Origin of the sequence: Pseudonocardia sp. NPDC049154 (genome assembly GCF_040648315.1) — a bacterium.
Lineage (GTDB): Bacteria > Actinomycetota > Actinomycetes > Mycobacteriales > Pseudonocardiaceae > Pseudonocardia.
The window spans coordinates 17076-39569 of record NZ_JBEZDN010000059.1; the positions used below are offsets into that span (position 1 = coordinate 17076).

A 22494-nucleotide genomic window follows, 5' to 3' on the forward strand; every position below is an offset into this window, starting at 1 on the left:
GACCGCTCAGCGCGGCAGGGCCGCCCCCACCTGCTCGGCCACCATGTAGGCGGCGTACCAGGACGGCCAGTTCTCGTCGCGCCGCCCGGTCCGCCTCTCGTGCTCGCCGTGCGCGGCCTCGGCCCGGCGCAGCGCGCCGGCCAGGTCCGCGGTCGAGGTGAAGGTCGTCTCGGCGATGTCGACCCGGCCCGGGAGCCGCGTGGTGATCTCCTGGAGCAGCCAGCCGTTGCCGTCGGGGTCGCGGAAGGTGGCGAAGGAGCGGTAGCTGGTGTGCCCGGGGCCGGGCTCGCCGACCCGCAGACCCGTGCCGTCGGGCCGGAACTGCGCGCCGGGCGTCCCGGGGTGGAACACCTCGGAGACCTCGACGCCGCGGGCGACCAGGTCCGCGCGCACCGCCCCGATGTCCGGGACGACCAGGTAGAGGCCCTGGGCCGAACCCGGCGCCGCCGGCGTCATGTCGATGCCGAACTGGATCGAGCAGGCCGAGCCGGGCGGGGTGAACTGGAGGGCCCGGAAGCCGTTGTCGAAGCTGAGGTCGGCGTCGAGCCGCCACCCGAGCCGCGCGTAGAACTCCTTGGCGCGGTCGACGTCCGCGACGGGGATGACGATCACCTCGAGCTTGAGGTCGACGGTCGCGGCACCCGCCGGGCCGCGCGCCTCGTCGCTCCGGACGTCCGTCGTGCTCATCGCTGCCTCCTCGGGCCGGGCGGCGTTCGACGGGGTGTTCCGCCGCCGCGGGTGCACCTGTTCCGTCACCGTCGGGGCCAGGGGCCCGGCGAGGTAGGGCCGTCCGGCTCCCGGAGGCCGGGCCCCTCGCTCCTGGAACGCATCCGGGCCGGGTGACGACCTGTTCCCCGACGGGTCTGCACGCGCCGTCGTCCGTGCGGGGTGAGCCCCGACCGCGGCGCCGCGTGCAGGATCGGGGTGCGGCGACGGGAGGAACCATGCGGACCCTGCTCAACATCATCTGGCTCCTGCTGTGCGGGATCTGGCTCGCGATCGGCTACGTGCTCGCCGGGATCGTCTGCTGCATCCTGATCGTGACGATCCCGTTCGGCCTGGCGTCGTTCCGGATCGCCGACTTCGCGCTGTGGCCCTTCGGCCGCGAGCTGGTCCGCCGGGCCGACGCGGGCGCGCCCTCGGTCATCGGCAACGTCGTCTGGATCATCTTCGCGGGCTGGTGGCTGGCCCTCGCGCACCTCGTCACCGCGGTCGCACTGGCCATCACGATCATCGGGATCCCGCTGGCCCTGGCGAACCTGAAGCTCATCCCGGTGTCGCTGGTCCCGCTGGGCCGGGTGATCGTCGACAGCCGGTCCGTGGCCGCGTCGTCCTGACGGTCGTCAGCGCGGCGGGGCCGTGGGGTCGCCGAGCGCGGGCCCGAGGTCGCCGCCGATGTGCGCCACGCGCGGCGCGAGCGACCGCTGGAGCGCGCCGGCCTTGTCGGCGTCGGTCTGGGCGGCGGCGATCGCCTGCGTCACCCGGGAGGCGCCGATGATCTTCGCGCCCTGGTTGACGCCCTCGGCCACGGCGCTCGCCCCGAGGATGATGCCCATCCACATGATCAGCTGGCCGCGGAGGTCGCTGCCCCCGAGGAAGCCCGACGGCGCCGTCGCCAGCCCGATGATGAGGATGACGATCGGCAGCGACGCCGCCACCCGCAGCGTGTCGAAGACGACGATGCCCACGATGAACGACGCGAGGGCGATCCCGCCGATGGCCAGGGTGAACTTCAGCTCGGGCGAGTAGGGCACCACGGCGAAGAACGCCGAGACCAGCAGCCAGTCGAGCAGCAGCACGTAGGCGACGACGCACACCGCGGCCACGCGGCTCACCCGCCGGTGGCCGACCGCGAGCAGTGACAGCGACAGGCCGAAGACCGCGATCCCGGCGAACAGCCATCCGAAGTGCGGTGACGTCGGCCCGACCGGGGGCTCGGGCAGGCTGTAGACGGTCACCCAGTACGTGAGGGCGACGAAGACGGCGAGGGCCGTCCGGCCGCTCGGGAACATGACGTCGGCCCCGGGGCGCTTGCCGTCCCCGCCGCCCTGCCCGCCCACGCCACCGCCCGGAGCCGCGCCCGATGCAGGGCCCGGCGCCGCCCCCTGTGCCGCTCCCGGAGCCGCACCCGGTGCGGGGTCCGGCGCCGCGTCCGGCGGCGGGGTCGGCTGGTCGACCTGCGGCGCTGCTCCCGTCATCGCTCCCCCTGAGCATGGGACGGCAGGACTCCTGACACGCTCGCGGAGTGCAGCGGAGGTGTTACCCGGAGCGCATCCGCTCGGTACGGTCGGGCGATGGCTGACCTGGGCTCGACGGCGAAGGCCGGGGCGGGCGCGCGGGAGGTCGCCATGCGGATGGCCGAGGCCGCGGCCGCATGGCTGGACCTCCTCGATCCCGCGCAGCGGGCCACGGCGACCGGTGCCGCGCCCACCGCGCAGGAGGACACCGACGCCGAGCGGCGGCGCTGGTTCTACACCCCCACCGACCACGGCGGCCTGACGATGCACGAGCAGCGGCCCGCGCAGCAGCGGGCCGCCATGAGACTCGTCGCGTCCGGCCTGTCCACCCCGGCCTACGTCACCGTCGCGACGGTGATGGGCCTGGAGAACGTCCTCGACCACACCGAGGGGTTCGTCGCGCGGTTCGACCGGGAGCGCGGCCGCGACCCGGGGATGTACTACCTGCGCGTGTTCGGCGACCCCGCCGGCCCGGGGCCGTGGGGGTGGCGCTTCGGCGGCCACCACGTCTCGCTGAACAACCTGGTCGTCGGCGGCGCATTCGTCGCCTGCACGCCGTGCTTCCTCGGCGCCGACCCGGCCCGCTCCGCACTGCTCGGCGGGGCCGAGCAGCGCCCGCTCGCCCGCGTCGAGGACCTGGCGCGGGAGCTGGTCCGGTCGCTGCGCCCGGACCTCGCGGCGCGGGCGACGCTGCTGCCGCGGGCACCGTCGGACATCGTGGCGGGCAACCGCACGCGGGTCGCGGAGGGCGACCGGGTGATCCCGCTCGCCGGCATCTGGCGCGGCCGCTTCGCCGACGCCGGGGAGCAGCAGCGCCTCCAGGCCATGAGCGACGCCATCGACGAGGCGAGCGGGCTCGACGGCGCCGACCACGAGGCCGTCGCGATCACCACCGCGCCGAAGGGCGTCCCCGGGGCCGAGCTCGACGCCGGGCAGCGGGAGCTGCTCCGCGCCCTGCTCGGGACCTACCTCGACCGGGTCCCCGCCGAGGTCACGCCCCTCGCGCGGTACGACGACGACCGGGCCCTCGACGAGGTGCACGTCGCCTGGGCGGGCCCCACCGAGCCGGGCGAGCCGCACTACTACCGGCTGCAGGGGCCGCGCCTGCTCGTCGAGTGGGACAACACCCAGCGCGGGGCCAACCACGCCCACTCGGTGTGGCGCGACCCGACCACGGACTTCGGCATCGACGTCCTCGCCGCGCACCGGGCCCGGCACCACACCTGAGGCGCTACCGGGCCGAGCCGGACGTGACGATCACGGTCGAGCCGCTCACCGTCACCTCGACCCCGGGCGACGCGCTCGCCGAGGCCCACGGCGTGCCGAAGGCGTCGACGTCGAACTCGACGTCGACGTGCCGGGCACCGGTGTCCGCCGGGACCTCCAGGCACAGGTCCGCCTTGTTCTCCCGGCCGAAGTGGTGGCCGACCTCGAACTCCCACGCCTGGTCCGGGTGCAGGACCGCACCGACGGCCGGTCGGCTCTCCCATTCGCCCGACTCGTACGCCACGATCGCGAGGTCGCGGCCGGCGGCGAGATTGAGGATCTGGAAGCGGCGCGGGTAGCAGGTGTCGTCGAGGGAGTTCTCGAGCGGGGCCAGGGCGGGGGCGGTCATGGCGGGTGTCCTTCGCTGCGTCGGGGCCGGTCGACCGGGTGGTCGGCGACCCCACGACGGTCCCGCCGACGCCGGTCCGGCCCCATCCGTCGACCACCCGGTCCGGCGCACGAGCCGCCCGTCGGTCGATCGGTGGACACCGGACACACCTCACGCCGCGGGCCCCGGACGCGAGGGGCCGGACGAGCACCCCTGCACAGAGCGGAGGCAGGAATGACGAGCGACCACGACATCCCCCGCACGCTGTCCCGGATCGCGTCCGGCTCCCCGGCCGGGGTCCTCGAGGAGTCGCGGCGCCGGGCCGACGAGCTCGCCCACCTGGGCGCCTTCCTCGCCCTGGCCGACGGGGAGCGGGACGGCGGGGCCGGGCCGCTGGCCGGCGTCCCGGTCGCCGTGAAGGACAACATCGACACCGCCGACCTGCCCACCACCGGCGCCACGGCGGCCCTCGCGGGCTCCCGGCCCGGCCGCGACCACGTCGCCGTCGCCCGGCTGCGCGCGGCCGGCGCGGTCGTGGTGGGCAAGACGAACCTGCACGAGCTCGCCTTCGGCATCACCTGCAACAACGCGCACACCGGCCCGGTGCGCAACCCGTACGACCCCGACCGGATCGCCGGCGGCTCCTCGGGCGGGTCCGCGGTGGCCGTCGCGACGGGCGTCGTGCCGGTCGCGATGGGCAGCGACACCGGCGGGTCGATGCGCGTGCCCGCCGCGCACTGCGGCGTCGTCGGCTTCCGGCCGACCGTCGGCCGCTGGGGCTCGGGGCGGGTGGTGCCGCTGTCCTCGACCCGCGACACGGTCGGGGTGTTCGCCGGCACCGTCGCCGACGCGGCGCTCGTCGACCGGGTCGTCACCGGCACCGCCGCGGCGGGCGGGGAGCCGGACCGTCGGCTCCGGCTGGGCATCCCGCGGACGGGGTTCTGGGACGACCTCGATCCCGACGTCGCCCGGTGCGGCGCGGAGGTCCTCGACCGGCTCGCCGACGCGGGCGCCGAGCTCGTCGAGGTCGACTTCGCCGCCGCCCACGAGCTCGACGCCCGCTGCGGGTTCCCGATCGTGCTGTACGAGGTGGTCCGGGACCTCCCCCGGTACCTGGCGACGCTGCCCGGGCCGGAACGCGACCTGCGTCTCGACGACGTCGTCGGGCAGGTCGCCTCGCCCGACGTGCGCGCGATCCTGGAGGGCGCGATGGCCGATCCCGTCCCGGACGACGCCTACCGCGACGCCCTCGCCGTGCGCGAGGACCTGCGCGAGGCCTACGCGAAGGCGCTGCGCGGACCGGACGGGCAGCGGCTCGACGCCCTCGTCTACCCCACGGTGCCGCTGCCGCCCGCCCCGCTGGGGCACGACGCCACCACGCCGCACAACGGCCGGGACGTCCCGACCTTCCTCACCAACGTCCGCAACACCGCGCCCGGCTCCGCGGCGGGCATGCCGGCGATCTCGCTCCCGGCCGGACGGTCCACGAGCGGCCTGCCGATCGGGATCTCCCTCGAGGCCCTGACCGGCGAGGACGCGGCGCTGCTCGCCGCGGCGCAGCGGGTGGAGGAGGCGCTGGGGGTCGAGGACGCGCCGGGGGTCGGGGAGGCGCTGCGCGCGGCCGACCGGGCCCGGCCCGCGGGCTGAGGCGCCCGCCGGCCCGACCCGGGCGTTTCAGTCCCGCGGCCCCCGCGTCCTGCGCCGCAGCGCGAGGACCGCGCGGTCGCGCAGCTCGTCGGCCGCCTTGATCCCGGTCTGGACGAACGGGACGAGGTCCCGGATCAGGTCCAGCACCGCGGTCGTGACGTCCTCCGGCCGCGATGACCGCGAGAGCCACGTACCCGGTACCACCGCCACACCGTCCACCCCCTGGAAATCGGTCCCGTGCAGTCAAACCGAGGACCGGCCGACACGCCAGGGCCCGGCGCCGTCTCGTCCGGTGTCCGGCGTAGGTCGGGTCGACGCCGTCACGCGCCGGACGCACGAAAAGGTCACCGACGACGGTCGACCTGTCACACTGACCGCTCGACGAGAGCCGCGGAGGCCGTCCGGTGAACACCACGCGCGCCCACGGCACCGCCCTGCAGCGGCTCGCCGTCGCCCTCCTCGGCGCCGTCACACCCGAGGCGATCGGGCAGGTCGCGGTCACCGTCTCGGTCCAGATGCTGGGCGCCGACGCCGGCGTCCTCTACGACCGCGCCGACGCCCGCACGCTGACCTCGCTGTTCAGCATCGGCTGGCCCGCCGAGCTCGAGGCGCCGTACCGGCACCTGGAGCTGCACCGGGGGCGCCCGCTGTCCGACGCGGTGCTCGACCGCACCCCGGTGTGGCTCGAGGACTCCGGGCAGTGGCGGGCCCGCTACCCGGAGATGGCGCCGATCGGCACCGCGGGCAACCGGGAGGCCTCGGCGTGCCTGCCGCTGCGGGTCGAGGACCGCGACCTCGGCGCGATCGTGTTCAGCTTCGACACCCCGCACGCCTTCCTGCCCGACGAGCGGGCCTACCTCGAGGCCGTCGCCGCCCTGTGCGCGCAGGCCCTCGACCGCGCCCGGCTGCTCGCGGTCGAGCGTCGCGCCCGCGCCGACGCCGAGCGGGAGCGCGACCGCATGGAGGTCCTCGCGCACACGGCGGGGCTGATGGAGGAGCCGCTGTCGGTCGAGGAGCGCCTCCAGCGGCTGGCCGACCTGATGGTGCCCGACCTGGCGGACTGGTGCGCCGTGCACCTCGTGCGCGGCAACGAGGTGGAGCAGGTCGCCGTCGCGCACGACGATCCCGCCCGGCTCGACTTCGTGCTGCGGCTGCAGGAGCGCTACCCGCCGGACCCGTCCGCGCGGAGCGGCGCGTTCGAGGTGAGCCGCAGCGGCACGCCGGCCTTCCTCCCCGAGATCCCCGACGAGCTCCTCGTCGCCGGGGCCGTCGACGAGGAGCACCTGGAGCTGATCCGCTCGATCGGCATGCGCTCGGCGGTCGTGGTGCCGCTGGTGGTGCGCGGGCACAGCCTCGGCGCGCTGACCCTCGTGCACGCCGAGTCCGGCCGGCGGTTCACCGAGCTCGATCTCGCCTTCGTCCAGCGCATCGCGGCCACGGCGGCGGTCGCGCTGGACAACGCACGGCTCTACCAGCAGCAACGGCGGATCGCGCACACGCTGCAGGCGGCCCTGCTCCCGTCGGTCCTGCCCGACGCGCCGGGGCTGCGGCTGGCGGCCCGGTACCGGCCGCAGACCGACGAGCGCACGGACGTCCAGGTCGGCGGGGACGTCTACGACGTGGTGGCCACCCCGGAACCGGGCCGGTGGGCCGCGGTGGTGGCCGACGTCTGCGGCAAGGGCCCGGACGCCGCCGCGCTCACCGCCCTGATCCGGCACACCCTGCGGGCCGAGGTCGCCCACGGCCTCGGCCCGGTCGACGCGCTCCGGCGGCTCAACGCCGCGATGCTGCGCGAGGCCCGCGCCGACGGCCGGTTCGCCACCGTCGCGCACGCCCGGATCGCCGTCGAGCCCGCGGGCGGGGCCACGGTCACGTTGGTCGGGGCCGGTCACCCGCCGGCGCTGGTGCGCCGCGCCGACGCCGTCGAGCTCGTCCCGCTGTCCGGGACGCTGCTCGGCATCTTCCCCGACCCGGTGCTGCGCGAGACCACGCTCCGGCTGGACCCGGGGGACATACTGGTGCTGTACACCGACGGCGTGACGGAGGCCCGAGGGGTGGACGGCTTCTACGGCGTGGAACGCCTGACCGCGGTCGCCGGCGCGCCCGGCCCGTGGGACGCCGCCGCGCTCGCCGACGCGCTGCTCACGGACATCGTGACCTTCCAGCAGGGCGTGCTGCGGGACGACGTGGCACTGCTCGTCGTCGAGGTGGCCCCGTGAACCCCGGCCGGGACGGGCGGGACCCGCAGGGCCCCGCCGTCGCCGAGGTGGTGCTCGACGGCGAGCTCGACATCGCCACCCTCGACCACGCGATGCACCGGGTCGAGGAGGCCGAGCGGGACCGGCCCCGGCTGCTCGTCGTCGACCTCTCGCAGCTCGGGTTCGTCGACTCGTCGGGGGTGCGGCTGGTGCTCCTCGCCCAGGAGCGCGCCCGTGCCGAGGGGCGGCGGGTCGCGGTGCGGCTGGGCACCGGGCCCGCGCTGCGCGTGTTCCAGGCCCTCGGCCTGGTGGAGAAGCTCGACGTGCTCCCGCCGCCGCCCGTCGGCGAGACCGCGCCCGGCCCACGGACCTGACCGCCACGGCCCGGCGCGCGGCGCCGGACCACCACCCCGGGGAGCACCGATGACGTCGCCACCGGCGGGCAACACCAGGTCGCTGGAGGCGGACATCGTCCGGGACCTCCGGTCGACGACCTCCTACCGCTCCTACCTGTGCCTCGACCGGCTGCTCGACGCGCAGCACCCGTTGAGCGACCCGCCGCACCACGACGAGATGTTGTTCATCATCCAGCACCAGACCTCGGAGCTGTGGCTGAAGCTCGTCCTGCACGAGCTGCGCGCCGCGATGCACAACATCGCGGCGGACGACCTGGCCCTCGCCCTCAAGCAGCTCGCCCGCATCAAGCACGTGCAGCGCACGCTCACCGACCAGTGGTCCGTGCTGGCCACCCTGACCCCCGCCGAGTACGCCGAGTTCCGGCCGGTGCTCGGCCCGTCGTCGGGCTTCCAGTCCCACCAGTACCGCGCGGTGGAGTTCGCGCTCGGCAACAAGAACGCCGAGATCATCGAGGTGTTCGGGCACGACCCGGACGCCCGCGCGCTGCTGCAGGAGCTGCTCGAGGCGCCCAGCCTCTACGACGAGTTCCTCCGCTACCTCGCCCGGCGGGGCCACGCGGTCCCCGTGCACCTCCTCGAGCGCGACCTCCGGCAGGCCCACACCTTCGACGAAGGCCTGGTCGAGGTGTTCCGGCGGGTCTACGAGGCGCCGCACGACCACTGGGCCGAGTACGAGACGTGCGAGGAGCTGGTCGACATCGAGGAGAACTTCCAGCTCTGGCGCTTCCGCCACCTCAAGACCGTCGAGCGGACGATCGGGTTCAAGCGGGGCACCGGGGGGTCGAGTGGTGTCGCGTTCCTGCGGGAGGCCCTGTCGCTGACCTTCTTCCCGGAGCTCTACGCCGTCCGCACCGAGATCGGGCGATGACGCGCGTGGCCCCGGTGACGGACGTCCACACCCACTACGTCCCGCGGGGCTGGCCCGCCCTGCCCGGCACCGGCCCGCGGCCGTCGCTGCGGGTCGACGGCCCCGCCACCGCGACGATCCTGCTCGGCGAGCGCCCGTTCCGCGCGATCACGGACTCGGCCTGGAACGCCGACGTGCGGCTGGCCCACATGGACGCCCACGGCGTGGACCGGCAGGTCCTCTCCCCCACGCCGGTGTTCTTCTCCTACGACCAGGAGGCCGGCGCCGCGGCCGGCATCGCCGCGGTGTTCAACGACCTCGCGCTGGAGATCGCCGCCGGGGCGCCGGGCCGGCTGCTGCCCTTCTGCCAGGTCCCGCTGCAGGACACGGACGCGGCGTGCCGCGAGCTGGACCGGGCCGTGGCGGCCGGGCACGTGGGCGTCGAGATCGGCAACCACGTCGGCGACCGCGACCTCGACGACGCCGGCGTCGTGACGTTCCTGCAGCACGCCGGCGCCCTCGGCGTCCCGGTGTTCGTGCACCCCTGGGACATGCCGGAGTCGCCGCGGACAGGCCGGTGGATGGCGCAGTGGCTGGTCGGGATGCCCGCCGAGACGCACCTGTCGCTGCTGGCGCTGGTGCTGGGCGGGGTGTTCGACCGGATCGGCCCGGAGCTGCGGATCTGCTTCGCCCACGGCGGCGGGTCGTTCCCCTTCTGGATCGGCCGGATGGACAACGCCTGGCGCGAGCGGCACGACGTCGTCGGCACCTCGGCGCTGCCGCCCTCGGGCTACCTCGACCGGTTCCTGGTCGACTCGGTGGTGTTCGACGAGCGGGCGCTGCGGCTGCTGGTCGACACCGTCGGCGCCGAGCGCGTCCTGCTCGGCACCGACTACCCGTACCCGCTCGGAGAGCAGCAGCCCGGGTCGCTGATCCGCGGCGCCTCCTTCCTCACCGCGGCCCAGCGGGACCTCCTGCTGGGCGGCAACGCCGAGGAGTTCCTCGGCCTGCGTGCGCACGAGGGGGTGGGATGAGCACCGTCGTGCGCCCCGTCGACGAGGCGCACGCGCTCCACCTCGACGCCGTCGACCCGCTGCCCCCGCGGCGGGCCGACTTCCACGTGCCGCCGGCCACCGCCGGCGCCTTCACCGAGACCGCCTACCTGGCCGGCAACTCGCTCGGGCTCCAGCCGCGCGCCACCCGGGCGGCGCTCGAGCAGGAGCTGGCCGACTGGGCGCGGCTCGGGGTCGAGGGCCACGTCGAGGCCGCGCGGCCGTGGAAGCCGTACCACGAGCTCCTGCGCGGCCCGGCCGCCCGGCTCATCGGCGCCCTGCCCGCCGAGACCGTCGTGATGAACTCGCTGACCGTCGACCTGCACCTGATGATGATCAGCTTCTACCGGCCGGGCCCGGAGCGGTACGCGATCGTCGTCGAGGACAGCACGTTCCCGTCGGACTCCTACGCCGTGCAGAGCCAGGCCCGGCTGCACGGGCTCGACCCCGCCGAGGCGGTCGTCCGGCTCCGCCCGCGGCCGGGCGAGGACTGCCTGCGCACCGAGGACGTGGTGGCGTTCCTGCGCCGCGAGGGCCACCGGGTCGCGCTGGTGCTGCTCGGCGGGGTCAACTACCTGACCGGCGAGCTGATGGACATCCCCGCGATCACCGCGGCCGGCCGGGCGGCCGGCGCCGTCGTGGGCTGGGACCTGGCGCACGCCGTCGGCAACGTCCCGCTGCGCCTGCACGAGTGGGGTGTCGACTGGGCCGCGTGGTGCCACTACAAGTACGTCAACGCCGGGCCGGGCGCCGTCGCCGGGTGCTTCGTGCACGAGCGGCACCTCGCGGACCGCGGCCTGCCGAAGCTCCAGGGCTGGTGGAGCACCGACCCCGCGACCCGCTTCGCGATGGGCCCCGACGTCGATCCCGTCGACACGGCCGACTCGTGGCAGCTGTCCAACCCGCCGATCCTCGCGATGGCTCCGGTCCTGGTCTCCCTGGGCCTGTTCGACGAGGTCGGGATCGCGGCCCTGCGGGAGCGCAGCGTCCGGCTCACCGGCTACCTCGCCGACCTGCTGACCACGGTCTGCGCGGACCTGCCCGCGCGGGTGATCACCCCGGCCGACCCGGAGCGCCGCGGCTGCCAGCTGTCCGTCCGCATCGCCGGGACCACGGCCGCGGAGGTCTGCGCACGCCTGCGCCACGAGCACGGGGTGATCGCCGACGCCCGCCCGCCCGACGTCGTCCGGTTCGCGCCGGTCCCGCTCTACTGCACCCACCACGACGCCTGGCGGGCCGCGACGGCGCTGGCCGCCGTCCTGTCGTCCGGACCCCCGTCGTCCGGCACCCCGTCCGGACCCGGGGAGCGGCGCGATGGCTGATCCGACCTGGGCGGGCGCACCCGTCGAGCGGGTCGCCGTGGTGGGGGCAGGGCTGGCCGGCTGCCTGCTCGCGGCCCTGCTCGGCCGGCGCGGCATCGCCGTCGACCTCTACGAGCGGCGCGCGGACCCCCGCACCGCCGGCGCCGAGCGCGGCCGCTCGATCAACCTCGCGATCTCCGCCCGCGGGCTCGACGCGCTCGACCGGGTCGGGCTCGCCGACCAGGCCCTGGGCGAGGCCCTCCCGATGCGTGGGCGGACCCTGCACCCGGTCCGGGGCGCGCTGGGGTTCCAGTCCTACTCCGCGGACGGGGCCCGGGCGATCAACTCGATCGGCCGGGCCCGGCTCAACCACGCCCTGCTGGACTGCGCCGAGAAGACCGCCGACGTGGCCCTGCACTTCGAGCACCGGCTCACCGCCGTCGACCCGGACACCGGCACGCTGACCTTCGCCGAGGGCGGCAGGCGACACGCCGACGTCGTGATCGGGGCCGACGGCGCCTGGTCGGCCGTTCGCCGGTCGCTGCAGTTCAGCGAGGGGTTCGACTTCCGGCAGGACTTCCTCCCGCACGGGTACAAGGAGCTGGAGATCCCGCCCGCCCCGGGCGGGGACTTCGCGCTCGACCCCGGCTCGTTGCACATCTGGCCGCGCGGGTCGTCGATGATGATCGCGCTGCCGAACACCGACCGCTCCTTCACCTGCACGCTGTTCTGGCCGAGGGAGGGGCCCGGCGGGTTCGCCGCGCTCGACACCCCCGAGACGGTCACCGCGTACTTCGCCGCGCAGTACCCCGACGCCGTGCCGCTGATGCCGCGGCTCGTCGAGGACTTCCTGCGCAACCCGGTCGGCTCGCTGGTCACGATCCGCTGCGCGCCGTGGGTGCGGGGCCGGGTCGCGCTGCTCGGCGACGCGGCGCACGCCATCGTCCCGTTCTTCGGGCAGGGCGCGAACTGCGCGTTCGAGGACTGCGTGGAGCTCGACCGGTGCCTCGACGCGGCCGGCGGGGACCTGGCCGTCGCGCTGCCGCGGTACCAGCAGCGGCGCAAGGCCAACGCCGAGGCGATCGCGGACATGGCGCTGGAGAACTTCGTCGAGATGAGCGACCGCGTGAACTCGCCGGTCTTCCGCTGGACCACGCGGGCCCGGCACGCGCTGGAGCGGGTCGTGCCGGGGTACGTCTCCCGCTACGAGCTCGTCTCCTTCACCACGCTGCCCTACTCCGAGATCGACGGACGGATCCGGCGACAGGACCGGGTCGCCGGCGCGGTCGCGCTGGGCGCAGCCGCCGGCGCGGCCGCCGCGGCGGCCACGCTGAGGAGGGTGCGGTCATGAGCGACGACGCCTACCTGGTCGCGGGCCGGGCCCGCCCCCGCGGCCGGTACCCGCACGCCCGCCGCGCCGGCGACCTGATCTACGTCTCCGGGACGAGCAGCCGCCTCCCGGACGGCACGTTCGCGGGCGCCGAGGCCGACGAGCTCGGCACCACGACGCTGGACATCCGTGTCCAGACCCGCGCCGTGATCGAGAACGTCCGCGAGATCCTCGCGGCGGCCGGCGCCGGGCTGGAGGACCTCGTCTCGATCACCAGCTACCTGGTGAACATGAACGACTTCGGCGGCTACAACGCGGTCTACGCCGAGTACTTCGACGAGTCCGGCCCGGCGCGCACGACGGTCGCCGTGCACCAGCTCCCCCATCCCCACCTGCTGATCGAGATCTCCGCCGTGGCGTACCGCCCCGAACCGAGAGAGGACACATGACCGAGATCAGCGAGCCCGTCCGGTTCGACGGCTGGATCGACGAGCACCGCCACCTGCTGCGGCCACCGGTGGGCAACAAGCAGCTGCACGAGGGGGCCCAGGACCTGATCGTGATGGTCGTCGGCGGGCCGAACCAGCGCCAGGACTACCACGTCGACCCCTACGAGGAGTGGTTCTTCCAGATCAAGGGCGACATCCACGTCCACCTGGTCACGGACGAGGGCCCGCGCACGGTGCACATCCGGGAGGGCGAGTCGTGGCTGCTCCCGGCCGGGGTCCCGCACTCGCCGCAGCGGCCGCAGGAGGGCTCGATCGGGCTCGTCGTCGAGCAGGTCCGCAAGGCGGGGACGCTGGAGAAGTTCCAGTGGTACGCCCACACCGCCGGCTCCGCGACCCTCGTGCACGAGGTCGAGCTGCAGGTCGGCGACATCCGTGCGGACCTGCCGCCGGTGTTCGCCGAGTTCTACGAGAAGACGCTGCCCACCCTGACCGACGCCGACGGCGCGCCCCTCTCCCGGGAGGCGCTGTCCCCGGCGGGGTGAGCAGAACCGCACCCGCGAGAGGTTCAGCCGGTGGCCGGGCGGGGAACCCGGCCGACGCACGGCGGCCGGAGGGTTCGGCCGGGGTTGTTGAGACGACAGCAACTGGAGCAGGCCGAATGCTGGAACAGAGCAGTGCGCCGACCCGAGCGGCGATCCCGGACCTCCCCTCCGGACCCCGCTTCACGGTGACGGCGAACGCCGGGGAGTGGCGGCTCACGACGCCGCCCGGTGCGGCCCCACCGTCGTCGGACCAGGTCCGCACCCTCCTCCGGGAGTGGCTGCGGACCCTCGACTGGCCGCGGACGCAGACCTCGCTGGTCCTCGATGCCGTGGCGGAGGCCGTCGACGCGCTGGACCGGAGCCGCGACGCCCCCGTCCCCGGGCCCGCACTCGACGGGCTGCGGATCGGGACGACCGAGATCTCGACGCGCCGGACGCGACGGCTGCGGATCGTCGTCGCCGCCGGTGGCGAGGTCCCGGCCGGGCCGGACCCGTCGCCGCTCCACGAGCTGATGGACGAGGTCGTCGCCGGACCGGGCGCGACGATCAGCATGCTCAGCCGCGTGATCCCGCGGTGGTGACCCGCCGGCGCCGACACCGGCGCCGCGGTGCCGCCGTCACCGGGCCTCGAGCGCCACCACGTGAAGGGCGCACCCCGAGGTAATCCCACCATGATCACGTGCGAGCAGGGCAGTGTGATCCCGTGGCTGGTCGACACCTCGATCGCGCTGCTGACCGCGACGATCTTCCTCGCGCTGTACCTGGCGTCGGGCGTGATCCTCCTGGTGCTCCACCTCCTGCACCGGGCCGGGCACGCCGATGCGGTGGGCCCGCTGAGCCCGGGGTTGCTCTCCCCGCTCGGGCTCATCTTCGGGCTCCTGGTCGGGTTCCTCGTGGCCGAAGTGTGGGCCGACCGTGACAAGGCCGCCGCCGCCGTGAGCCAGGAGGCCAGCGCCCTGCGGGACATCGATCTGCTGACCGGCGCGTTCCCGGTCGAGCAGCCCCGGATCCGGCAGCTGTTGCGCGACCAGATCGACGGTTACGTCGCCGTCGAGTGGCCCGAGATGGGGCACGGGCGGGCCACGCTGACCCTCGCGCCCGCGCTGCTCGTCGAGGTGCAGGGCATCGTCCTCGGCCTGCCCGTGCAGTCGGAGGGACAGCGCGTGGCCCAGGACCGCCTCGAGACCTCGATCGACCGGGCGCTGGAGGCCCGCCGCACCCGCCTGGTGCTGAGCACGTCGTCCATCGACCCCCTGCGGCTGACGGCGTTGTACCTCGTGGCGGTGACGACGCTCGCCGCCATGGCCTGTGTCCAGGCCGACCGGCTGCGCCGGGCCGCGACCGCCCTGGCGCTCCTCGCCACCGCCATGGCCATCGCCCTGACGCTCCTGGTCGCCCAGGGAGCGCCGTTCACCGGGTACTTCGCGATCGACCCCGACCTCCTGGTCCAGGTACGCCCGTGACGGCTCCTCCACCAGGCGAGACGCCGCGTCGGCGTCGTTCTGGAGCGGGCACCGGCACGCTCCCGCCACCGATCGACCTCCCACAGCCCTGGAGGACCGTCGCATGTCCGAGCACGCCGCCGGCCCGCAGCACGACAAGAACCCGATCACCCTGCTCTCGATCGTCGCGGGCTTCGTCCCCTGGATCGTCTTCTCCGTGATCGCGACGCGGCTGGCCGCGAACGGGGTCGCCTGGAGCGCGCTGATCGCGGTGGCCATGACCGTGATCGCGCTGGTCCACGGGCACCGCAGGCACGCCCCCACCCGGCTGAACCTGTACTCGCTCGGCCTCTTCGGCGTGATGGCGGTGGTCGGCTTCGTGGGCGGCCCGGGGGTCGACCAGTGGCTGTACGACTGGGGTCGGCCCCTGGTCGGGGTGGTGCTCGGGCTGCTGATCCTGGTCTCCGCGCCGTTCTCGCCGTTCACGGCCGAGTACGCCCGGCAGTCGACGCCGCGCGAGTACTGGAGCTCCCCCACCTTCATGAAGATCAACCGGACCATCTCGGCGGTCTGGGGCGTCGCCCTCCTGGTGATGGGCGTCGCCTCGGTGGCGGTCGCCGCGCTCGACGCGCAGGCCGACGGGACCGACAGCCAGTACCTGCTGGACCTGCTGCTGAACTGGGTCGTCCCGATCGTGGCGATCGTCGTCGCGGTCCGCTTCACGGCGCGCTACCCGGACAAGGTCACCGGCAGGATCGCCGGCGCCGCGGGCTGAACCGCGCCGGGGGACGAACACCCCGGGGCGCCGGGACCTTGGACGCTGGTCGGCGGACGGCTCCCGCCGGAGGCTCCCACGGAGGAACGACGCCTCGGCGACCCGGGAGGAGCACCGATGACCGCCCCCATGACCGCACCCCAGCCCCTTCCCGGGCCCACGGCCGAACGCAACGGCGTCACGGTCGCCGTCGACGGCACCGACGCGGGCCTGCGGGCCGTCCGCTGGGCGGCCGCCGAGGCCGCCGCCCGCCGTGCGGGGCTCACGCTCCTGCACGCCGCGCCCTACGCGGCGGGGTCGACGGGGTCCCTGCACGCCCACGCGTGGCGGATCCTCGCCCGCGCCTACACCGTCGCCCACCGGCACGCCCCGTCCGTGCAGGCCCGGACGGTCCTGCTGGAGGACGAACCGCTCGCCGCCCTCGTCGCGACGTCGCGGGACACCGGCCGGCTCGGCGGGCTCCTCGTCGTCGGGCTCGCCGGGACCGGACACCCGACGGACGCGCTGGTCGGGTCGCTCGCCCTGGACCTCGCCTCGCGGGCCGGCGGTCCCGTCGTGGTCGTCCCACGGACGGGGACGGTGGGCGGCCCGGTCGTCGCGGCCGTGGGGGATCCCGCCGCCGACGTCGTCGTGCTCACCCAGGCCCACCGCGCCGCGGCGCGGCGCCGCGTCGGGCTCGAGATCCTCCACGCGGCCCGCAACCCCGCCGAGGCCGCCGAGGTCCGCGACGCCCTCGAACGCCTCCTGCGGACCCTCGAGGCCTCTCGACCCGGCGTCGCCACGACCCTGCGGGTGGTGCCCGAGCGGAAGTACGAGGCCGTGGTCGAGTGCTCGGACCGGGCGAGCCTGCTCGTCGTCGGGGCCGGGCGGGGGCGGCGGCACCTGCTCGGGTCCACCACCCGCACCGCGATCCGGCTCGCGGGGTGTCCGGTGCTCGTCGCCGTGCCCGAGCCGGACGACCCGTCGAGCGCCCGGGACTCCTAGGGACCGAGGGCCGCCGGGAGCTCTCCGTTCGGCCCTGGTGACCAGGGCGGATCTCGACGACGGTGGAGGCGTTCGGCACCTCGACGCCCCCAGGAGCGACCATGCCCACCACCTCCGCCGCGATCGTCGTCGACGACAGCGGCGTCCGCATCGGGACCGTGGACGGGAACGGGCAGGTGCACGACTTCGCCCGCGTCCGCATCGGATCCGCCCGGGCCGACGGCGTCGCCGTCGACTTCGCCGGGCGCCGGCTCGGCCGCGTCGTCTCCTGACCGGGCTCGCCATGTCCACGGACGTCGCCGCCGGCCTGCTCGAGCGGGCCGTCCAGCTCGCGCTCCGGGCGCCCTCGGTGCACAACACCCAGCCCTGGCGCTGGCGGCTGCGCGCGCGTGAGGTCGAGCTGCACGCCGATCCCGCGCGGCACCTGTCCGGCACGGACCCCGACCGCCGGGACCTCGTGATCAGCTGCGGCGCGGCCCTCCACCACCTGCGGGTCGCCGCGGCGGGGTTCGGCGGCGCCGTCGAGATCGACCGGCTGCCCGACCCCGACCACACCTGGCACCTGGCCACGGTCCGGCTCGTCGAGGGTCAGCCGGACCGGGCCGCGGCCGCGCTGTTCGGCCAGCTCACGCGGCGGCACACCGACCGGCGCCGGTACTCCCCGGAGCCCGTGCCCGAGCCGCACGTGGCGGCGCTCGTCGAACGCGCCGGCGACCTCGGTGTCGTGGCGGTGCCGGTGACCGACCCCGCCGTCCTCACCAGGATGACCGACGTCCTGGGCCGGGCCGCCCGGGAGCAGCGCCACGAGCCGGGCTACCTCGCCGAGCTGCTGATGTGGACCCGCCGCTACGCCGACGCCGGCGACGGGGTGCCGCCCACCGCGGTGCCCGTCCGGACCGGGCAGTGGGACGAGCCGCAGCTGCAGCGCTTCCCGTCCGGCACGCTGTCCCCCGGCCGGGGCCTCGGCCCGGACGGCGGCCTGCTCATGGTGCTGGCGACGCCGGAGGACGACACCGCGGCGCGGCTGGCGGCCGGGGAGGCGACCAGTGCCGTGCTGCTCACCGCCACCCGCGGCGGCCTGGCCACGGACCCGCTCAGCCAGGCCGTCGAGATGCCGGCGGCGCGGGCGGGCCTGCGCGCCGCGCTGAGGCTCGCGGAGCACCCGCAGCTCGTGATCCGGCTGGGCTTCCCGGCGCCGGGCGCGCCACCGCTCGAGCCCACACCGCGCCGCCCGCTGCGGTCGGTTCTGATGCACCCGTGAGCTCCGGGGCCCCGGGACGGTGGTCAGGAGCCGCTGGGCTCGCGGTGCTCGTGGTGCTCGAGGGCCGTGCGGATGCGCTCGTGCTCGGCGACGTCGATCTCCCCCGCCGCCAGCCGCTCGTCGAGGATGCGGCGGGCCCGGTCGGGATCGGTGTCGTCGGCGGTGATCCCGCGCCGTGCCACGAGGACCGCGCCCACGGCGGCCCCCGCGGCGGCAGCGACCAGCACGAGGATCACGGCGACCAGCCAGATCGTCGTCATGCCCCACATCCCCCACATCATCGGACCGCTCCCGCCGGCGGGACCGACGACGTGGGCGGCTCGGCCGTGGTGTCCGACGGCACGGCGGGCTCCGTCTCACCCTGGTCGAGGCGGAAGGGCGGATAGGCGTCCGTCAGCAGGGCCGCGTAGGCCGCGACGCGCAGCACCCAGCGGTCGAAGCCGACCACGAGGTCGAACAGCCCGCGCGGGTAGCGCCCGGTGACCAGCAGCGCCAGGACGGCGACGAGGACGAGCACGGTCAGCAGGCCGCCGTCGAACTGCGTCGGGGCGGTGGTGCCGACCCGCCACACGACCGTGCCGCCGCCCCCGACCAGGAAGAACAGCACGAGATAGTGCGGGAGCGCCAGCAGCCACCACTTCACCAGCACGAGCCCGCGGGACAGCCGCTCGGGCGGGTCGATCTCCAGCCGGGCCGGGTAGTCGGGGCGGTCGGCGAGCGTGAACGGCGGATAGCGGTCGGTGCCGTTGGCGCCGTAGCCGTAGTACGCGACCCGCCACCCCCAGCGCAGCACCCCGACGGAGAAGTCGAAGAGCGCCCGCGGGTACCGGCCGGACACGAGAATCGCGACGAACGCGATCACCGTCACGACCCAGCACGCGAACACCAGCACGGCCAGCACGATCACGTGCGGCACGAGCAGCAGCCACTTGAGCAGCCACAGCCAGCGCGACGGCTCGCCCTCGAGCCGCCCGGTGACCCGGACCGGGTACACGGTGTCCGTCATGGCGGCCAGCGTCGGCGCGGTGCGGGCTCCCCCGGCAGGGACCGCGGACCCGGCTCGCGGGGCCGGAGGACCCGCGGTCGGGGTGAGGCCACCACCACCCGGCGGTGAAGGCTGGCCGCACAAGATCGAAGAGTTGGCGCCCTGGGTGGGCGGTCCCGGTTCGGACAGTGTGGTCACGACCCCGAGACACCCTCCGGACCAGGGAGAACCCGCCATGACCAGCACCCTCGCCGCCCCCGCGACCACCGCCCGCACCACCGGCTGGGGGTGGGCCGGCATCGTCGCCGCGCTGACGGCGGGCGGCGCCACGGCGTTCCTCGCGCAGGGCCCCGGAACCTTCACCGACCAGGTGGTCAAGCCCGGGGCGTTCATCGTCGAGAACATGAACCCGGAGCTGCTGATCCGGCTCGGCGCCGGGCTCGGCCTGGTCGCCGTGATCGCGACGACGCTGTTCACCCTCGGCCTCTGCCGCCGGGCCGCCGCGACGGCGCCGGCGCGTCCGGGCTGGGTGGAGGCGCTGCGCTGGTCGTCGATCGCCCTGCTGGCGACCACGTCGGTCGGTGTCCTGATGCGGTACGTGGCCGCGGGCGGTGCCCCGGGCGCCATGGACCAGTCGATGTACACGACCGAGGCGAGCGCGACCGCCGCGGTCCTCGCCGACCAGATCTCCACCGGCACCTACCTGCCCGCGCTGGGCGTGATGGCCGCGGCCGGCGTGCTGTCGCTGCGCGGCGCGCTACTGCCCAAGGCGGTCGGGATCGTCGCCCTGGTCCTGGCCGGGGCCTCGCTCGTCGCCACCCTGGCGATCGGCCTGCCCTACAGCAGCTCCCTGGTCTTCCCGCTCTTCGCGCTGGTCGCCGGGATCGCCGCCGTCGTCCGGCGGGCCTGAGGACCGCCCGCCTGCGGCGGCGCGGTCGTCACGACTCCCGCTCCTGCCGTCGCAGGACCTGCCTTGGCGGATGGCCGAGCGGACCGCACCCGTTCCGACGCCCGCGGTCACGGCGTCGCCCGTGCCGCCGGCGACCGAAGGGGCTCGAGATCGCCAGCGTCGAGTGCGGCGTAGACCGTCGTGACCACCACTGGGGAGATGTGCGGGTACGTCGGGTGACCTCACCTCAGGCGTGGAGCGGGCCGGGACGCGCACACGTCCCGGCCCTCGTCCTCGCGGCTACCGGGCCGCCGCGGCCTGCGACTCGGTCAGTCCGCCGCCGGTCCACTCCCACATGGTCCAGCGGTAGCTCCCGTCCTCCTCGACCTCGTACTCGATCACGTCTGCGACCTCGCCGAGCCGCCCGAGCTTCTCCGACCTGGTCTGCGCGGTACCGAAGACGCCGTAGCTCGCCTTGTAGCCCGGACCGGTCGGCCGGCCCACGCCACCGCCGACCCAGTCGACGAGATCACCGGCCGGCGACATCATCAGGACGTGGCCCTCGCCGTAGAGGACCCCGCCGCGCCGGATCGTCTGGCGGTAGGTCCCGGTGTCCGTGATCTCCTGGCCCAGCAGGTTCCCGCGGCCCTGGAAGGACACCTCGAGCCAGACCTGCTCCCCCTCCGAGGGGAGGATGCGGACGCTCGTGATCTTGCCGGCGGACTCGCCCAGTCGATCACCCAGCATGGTGCGCCTCCTCGTGGTGCGTCCGTGCCCCGGTCGGCCGGCCGGGGCGCACCGGACAGGGTGGGCGCGCCCCGCGGCTCGCCCAATACGGAGAGGTACGTACAGGCCCGTCGTGTCTCGGGGGCCAGGTCGAGTTCTCGCCGGGGGCGCGGCCGGGGCTGCTGTGCGGGCGGGCCGAGACGTGGATCTTCTCGCAGCGAGCGGTGAGTGAAGCATGACGAGCGGTCGCGCCACCCGAGTCCCTGCTCGGAAGACATCGTCACCACGCGGCGAACGGTCACTGGCCTGCGACGATGGCCCATCTTTCGAACATCGGTTCGAGTATGATCGGGGCATGGACACAGGGGCCGTCGGCACCGGGCGCGACCGCCTTCAGCAGGCCATCGCGCAGCTGGTCGACGCCGCCGGACCCACCGCCACGGCCGACGAGGTCATCGACGCGGTCCGCGCCTACGAAGAGGCCCGACGCTTCCTGGACCGGGCCGTGGTCAACGCCACCGCCGATCTCCAGCGGCGCGGTGTGTTCGCCGAACGCGGCTACCGCTCCCCCACCGGCGCGCTCGCCGACCTGCTCGGCTGGGAACGCTTCGAGGCCCGCCGCCGGGTGCTCGCCGCCGAGAACGTCTGCGCCCAGATCGGCCTCGACGGGACGGCATCGCCGGCCCGGCTGCCGGCCACCGCGACCGTGTTCGCCTGCGGCGAGGCCGGCCTGCGGCACGTCGAAGTCATCGCCCGGCTACTGGCCAGCGGGCCGGCCCGCCGCCTCGATCCGGAGACCTGGGCCGGCGCGGAGGTCCAGCTCGCCGGCAAAGCCGGGATCTACACGCCCTCCGAGCTGCACACCTGGGGCACGCAGCTGATCGAGATCCTCGACCAGGACGGGCCCGAGCCCGACGACTCCCCGCCCGCGCAGCTCAACGAACTCCGCATCTCCCGCTTCCGCACCAGATCGGGCGGCAAGGTGAGCGGCCGCTTCGACGACGCGGCGATGTTCGACGCCATCGCCGCCGCGGTCGACGCCGGCGCCGCCCCCCGCGACACCGACGACCAGCGCACCACCGCCGAACGGCAGGCCGAAGCGCTCGCCGAGGTGTGTGTGCAGGTGCTGTCCCGCGGGCGGTTGCCCGAGACCGGCGGCCGCCGCCCGCAGCTCACCGTCACCGTCCGCCTCGAAGACCTGGAGCGGCGCGCGTCCTCGGCGTCCCTGGAGTTCGGCGGCCGGCTCACCCCGCAGACCCTGCGCCAGTTGGCCTGCGACGCTGGGGTCATCCCGGTCGTGCTCGACGGCACCGGCGTCCCGCTCGACGTCGGCCGGATCGGCCGCATCGTCCCCGACGGGCTGCGCCGCGCGGTCACCGTCCGCGACGGCGGCTGCGCCTTCCCCGGCTGCGACCGCCCACCCTCCTGGTGCGAGATCCATCATGTGCGCGAATGGCAACACGGCGGCCCGACGAGCCTGCGCAACCTGGTCATGCTCTGCACCGTCCACCACCGGCTCATCCACCACTCCCACTGGGAGATCCGGATGCCCGACGGCCTACCCGAGTTCCTCCCGCCGAGCTGGATCGACCGCAGCCGCACACCCCGCCGACGACCACCACCGGTACTGACACCGGTGGGATGAACCGCTGCTGTTCTGGCAAGGTGCGAACTCTGATGGCTGAGAAGCCGCCGAGTCCTGCCTGCCCGCACTCGGTGGTGCCGCTGCGCAGCCGCTCGTCAGGTCGACTCAGCGGCTGAGTTCGCGCTGGTCGAGCAGCACGCCCCCAACCCCACTGCGGCCGTCATCGGGTCGGGA

General features: G+C 74.9%; 26 protein-coding genes. 19 read left to right on the forward strand and 7 right to left on the reverse strand.

What is annotated here, in order from left to right; all coding sequences use genetic code 11:
- Nucleotides 1-6: 6 nt before the first annotated feature.
- A complete protein-coding gene (locus tag AB0B41_RS25055; protein ID WP_358207350.1) occupies nucleotides 7-687 on the reverse strand; it encodes a VOC family protein in 681 nt (226 codons plus the stop codon).
- A 257-nt stretch (nucleotides 688-944) separates the two neighbouring features.
- Between AB0B41_RS25055 and AB0B41_RS25060 the strand changes: the two genes are divergently transcribed.
- The gene (locus tag AB0B41_RS25060) at nucleotides 945-1337 is read left to right on the forward strand and encodes a YccF domain-containing protein (RefSeq protein WP_358207353.1); all 393 of its coding nucleotides are present in this window, start codon (nucleotides 945-947) and stop codon (nucleotides 1335-1337) included.
- Nucleotides 1338-1343: 6 nt separating this feature from the next.
- Here the strand turns inward: AB0B41_RS25060 and AB0B41_RS25065 are convergent, their stop codons facing one another.
- A complete protein-coding gene (locus AB0B41_RS25065) occupies nucleotides 1344-2198 on the reverse strand; it encodes a hypothetical protein (protein WP_358207355.1) in 855 nt (284 codons plus the stop codon).
- Nucleotides 2199-2294: 96 nt separating this feature from the next.
- Between AB0B41_RS25065 and AB0B41_RS25070 the strand changes: the two genes are divergently transcribed.
- The gene (locus AB0B41_RS25070) at nucleotides 2295-3464 is read left to right on the forward strand and encodes a DUF3500 domain-containing protein (RefSeq protein WP_358207357.1); all 1170 of its coding nucleotides are present in this window, start codon (nucleotides 2295-2297) and stop codon (nucleotides 3462-3464) included.
- A gap of 4 nt (nucleotides 3465-3468) precedes the next feature.
- On the opposite strand, the gene AB0B41_RS25075 is transcribed toward AB0B41_RS25070, so the two are convergent.
- Complete coding sequence (locus tag AB0B41_RS25075; RefSeq protein WP_358207359.1) at nucleotides 3469-3852, reverse strand: hypothetical protein; 384 nt, start codon at nucleotides 3850-3852, stop codon at nucleotides 3469-3471.
- A gap of 213 nt (nucleotides 3853-4065) precedes the next feature.
- Here AB0B41_RS25075 and AB0B41_RS25080 point away from each other — a divergent pair, with 213 nt between their 5' ends.
- Nucleotides 4066-5478 (forward strand): amidase family protein, encoded by a 1413-nt coding sequence (locus AB0B41_RS25080; protein WP_358207362.1) that lies wholly within the window; start codon nucleotides 4066-4068, stop codon nucleotides 5476-5478.
- Nucleotides 5479-5505: 27 nt separating this feature from the next.
- On the opposite strand, the gene AB0B41_RS25085 is transcribed toward AB0B41_RS25080, so the two are convergent.
- A complete protein-coding gene (locus AB0B41_RS25085) occupies nucleotides 5506-5688 on the reverse strand; it encodes a hypothetical protein (protein ID WP_358207364.1) in 183 nt (60 codons plus the stop codon).
- A gap of 194 nt (nucleotides 5689-5882) precedes the next feature.
- On the opposite strand from AB0B41_RS25085, the gene AB0B41_RS25090 reads away from it, so the two are divergent.
- From AB0B41_RS25090 to AB0B41_RS25155, 14 genes are all read left to right on the forward strand, one after another.
- Nucleotides 5883-7697: a SpoIIE family protein phosphatase gene (locus tag AB0B41_RS25090; protein ID WP_358207366.1), complete on the forward strand. Its 1815-nt coding sequence runs from the start codon at nucleotides 5883-5885 to the stop codon at nucleotides 7695-7697.
- Nucleotides 7694-8050, forward strand: coding sequence for an STAS domain-containing protein (locus AB0B41_RS25095; protein ID WP_358207369.1), 357 nt, complete (start codon nucleotides 7694-7696; stop codon nucleotides 8048-8050). The genes AB0B41_RS25090 and AB0B41_RS25095 overlap by 4 nt, the downstream gene beginning before the upstream one ends.
- 49 nt (nucleotides 8051-8099) lie before the next feature.
- A complete protein-coding gene (locus tag AB0B41_RS25100; protein ID WP_358207371.1) occupies nucleotides 8100-8960 on the forward strand; it encodes a tryptophan 2,3-dioxygenase family protein in 861 nt (286 codons plus the stop codon).
- Nucleotides 8957-9973, forward strand: coding sequence for an amidohydrolase family protein (locus tag AB0B41_RS25105; protein WP_358207374.1), 1017 nt, complete (start codon nucleotides 8957-8959; stop codon nucleotides 9971-9973). The genes AB0B41_RS25100 and AB0B41_RS25105 overlap by 4 nt, the downstream gene beginning before the upstream one ends.
- Nucleotides 9970-11313: a kynureninase gene (gene kynU / locus AB0B41_RS25110; RefSeq protein ID WP_358207376.1), complete on the forward strand. Its 1344-nt coding sequence runs from the start codon at nucleotides 9970-9972 to the stop codon at nucleotides 11311-11313. The genes AB0B41_RS25105 and kynU overlap by 4 nt, the downstream gene beginning before the upstream one ends.
- The gene (locus AB0B41_RS25115) at nucleotides 11306-12643 is read left to right on the forward strand and encodes an NAD(P)/FAD-dependent oxidoreductase (RefSeq protein WP_358207378.1); all 1338 of its coding nucleotides are present in this window, start codon (nucleotides 11306-11308) and stop codon (nucleotides 12641-12643) included. Before kynU ends, AB0B41_RS25115 begins: the two co-directional genes overlap by 8 nt.
- Nucleotides 12640-13071 carry a RidA family protein gene (locus AB0B41_RS25120; RefSeq protein ID WP_358207380.1) on the forward strand — a complete coding sequence of 144 codons (432 nt, stop codon included), beginning with the start codon at nucleotides 12640-12642 and terminating at the stop codon, nucleotides 13069-13071. Before AB0B41_RS25115 ends, AB0B41_RS25120 begins: the two co-directional genes overlap by 4 nt.
- Complete coding sequence (gene nbaC, locus AB0B41_RS25125) at nucleotides 13068-13613, forward strand: 3-hydroxyanthranilate 3,4-dioxygenase (RefSeq protein ID WP_358207382.1); 546 nt, start codon at nucleotides 13068-13070, stop codon at nucleotides 13611-13613. Before AB0B41_RS25120 ends, nbaC begins: the two co-directional genes overlap by 4 nt.
- 116 nt (nucleotides 13614-13729) lie before the next feature.
- Complete coding sequence (locus tag AB0B41_RS25130) at nucleotides 13730-14194, forward strand: hypothetical protein (protein ID WP_358207384.1); 465 nt, start codon at nucleotides 13730-13732, stop codon at nucleotides 14192-14194.
- Between the two features lie 90 nt (nucleotides 14195-14284).
- Entirely contained in the window at nucleotides 14285-15076 is a 792-nt protein-coding gene (locus AB0B41_RS25135; protein ID WP_358207386.1) for a hypothetical protein, read from the forward strand.
- A 103-nt stretch (nucleotides 15077-15179) separates the two neighbouring features.
- Entirely contained in the window at nucleotides 15180-15830 is a 651-nt protein-coding gene (locus tag AB0B41_RS25140) for a hypothetical protein (RefSeq protein WP_358207388.1), read from the forward strand.
- A gap of 117 nt (nucleotides 15831-15947) precedes the next feature.
- Nucleotides 15948-16814 carry a universal stress protein gene (locus AB0B41_RS25145; protein WP_358207390.1) on the forward strand — a complete coding sequence of 289 codons (867 nt, stop codon included), beginning with the start codon at nucleotides 15948-15950 and terminating at the stop codon, nucleotides 16812-16814.
- 101 nt (nucleotides 16815-16915) lie between these two features.
- Nucleotides 16916-17086 carry a hypothetical protein gene (locus tag AB0B41_RS25150; RefSeq protein ID WP_358207392.1) on the forward strand — a complete coding sequence of 57 codons (171 nt, stop codon included), beginning with the start codon at nucleotides 16916-16918 and terminating at the stop codon, nucleotides 17084-17086.
- 11 nt (nucleotides 17087-17097) lie between these two features.
- Nucleotides 17098-18075, forward strand: coding sequence for an NAD(P)H nitroreductase (locus AB0B41_RS25155; protein WP_358207395.1), 978 nt, complete (start codon nucleotides 17098-17100; stop codon nucleotides 18073-18075).
- Nucleotides 18076-18098: 23 nt separating this feature from the next.
- Here AB0B41_RS25155 and AB0B41_RS25160 read toward each other — a convergent pair whose 3' ends face one another.
- On the reverse strand, nucleotides 18099-18335 hold the full coding sequence (locus AB0B41_RS25160) for an SHOCT domain-containing protein (protein WP_358207397.1): 237 nt from the start codon (nucleotides 18333-18335) through the stop codon (nucleotides 18099-18101).
- Nucleotides 18336-18352: 17 nt separating this feature from the next.
- Nucleotides 18353-19081: a DUF4389 domain-containing protein gene (locus tag AB0B41_RS25165; protein WP_358207399.1), complete on the reverse strand. Its 729-nt coding sequence runs from the start codon at nucleotides 19079-19081 to the stop codon at nucleotides 18353-18355.
- A 214-nt stretch (nucleotides 19082-19295) separates the two neighbouring features.
- Here AB0B41_RS25165 and AB0B41_RS25170 point away from each other — a divergent pair, with 214 nt between their 5' ends.
- Nucleotides 19296-19970: a hypothetical protein gene (locus AB0B41_RS25170; RefSeq protein ID WP_358207402.1), complete on the forward strand. Its 675-nt coding sequence runs from the start codon at nucleotides 19296-19298 to the stop codon at nucleotides 19968-19970.
- A 279-nt stretch (nucleotides 19971-20249) separates the two neighbouring features.
- On the opposite strand, the gene AB0B41_RS25175 is transcribed toward AB0B41_RS25170, so the two are convergent.
- A complete protein-coding gene (locus AB0B41_RS25175; RefSeq protein ID WP_358207404.1) occupies nucleotides 20250-20696 on the reverse strand; it encodes a hypothetical protein in 447 nt (148 codons plus the stop codon).
- A 334-nt stretch (nucleotides 20697-21030) separates the two neighbouring features.
- On the opposite strand from AB0B41_RS25175, the gene AB0B41_RS25180 reads away from it, so the two are divergent.
- A complete protein-coding gene (locus AB0B41_RS25180; RefSeq protein ID WP_358207406.1) occupies nucleotides 21031-22320 on the forward strand; it encodes a DUF222 domain-containing protein in 1290 nt (429 codons plus the stop codon).
- The last annotated feature ends 174 nt before the right edge of the window (nucleotides 22321-22494 follow it).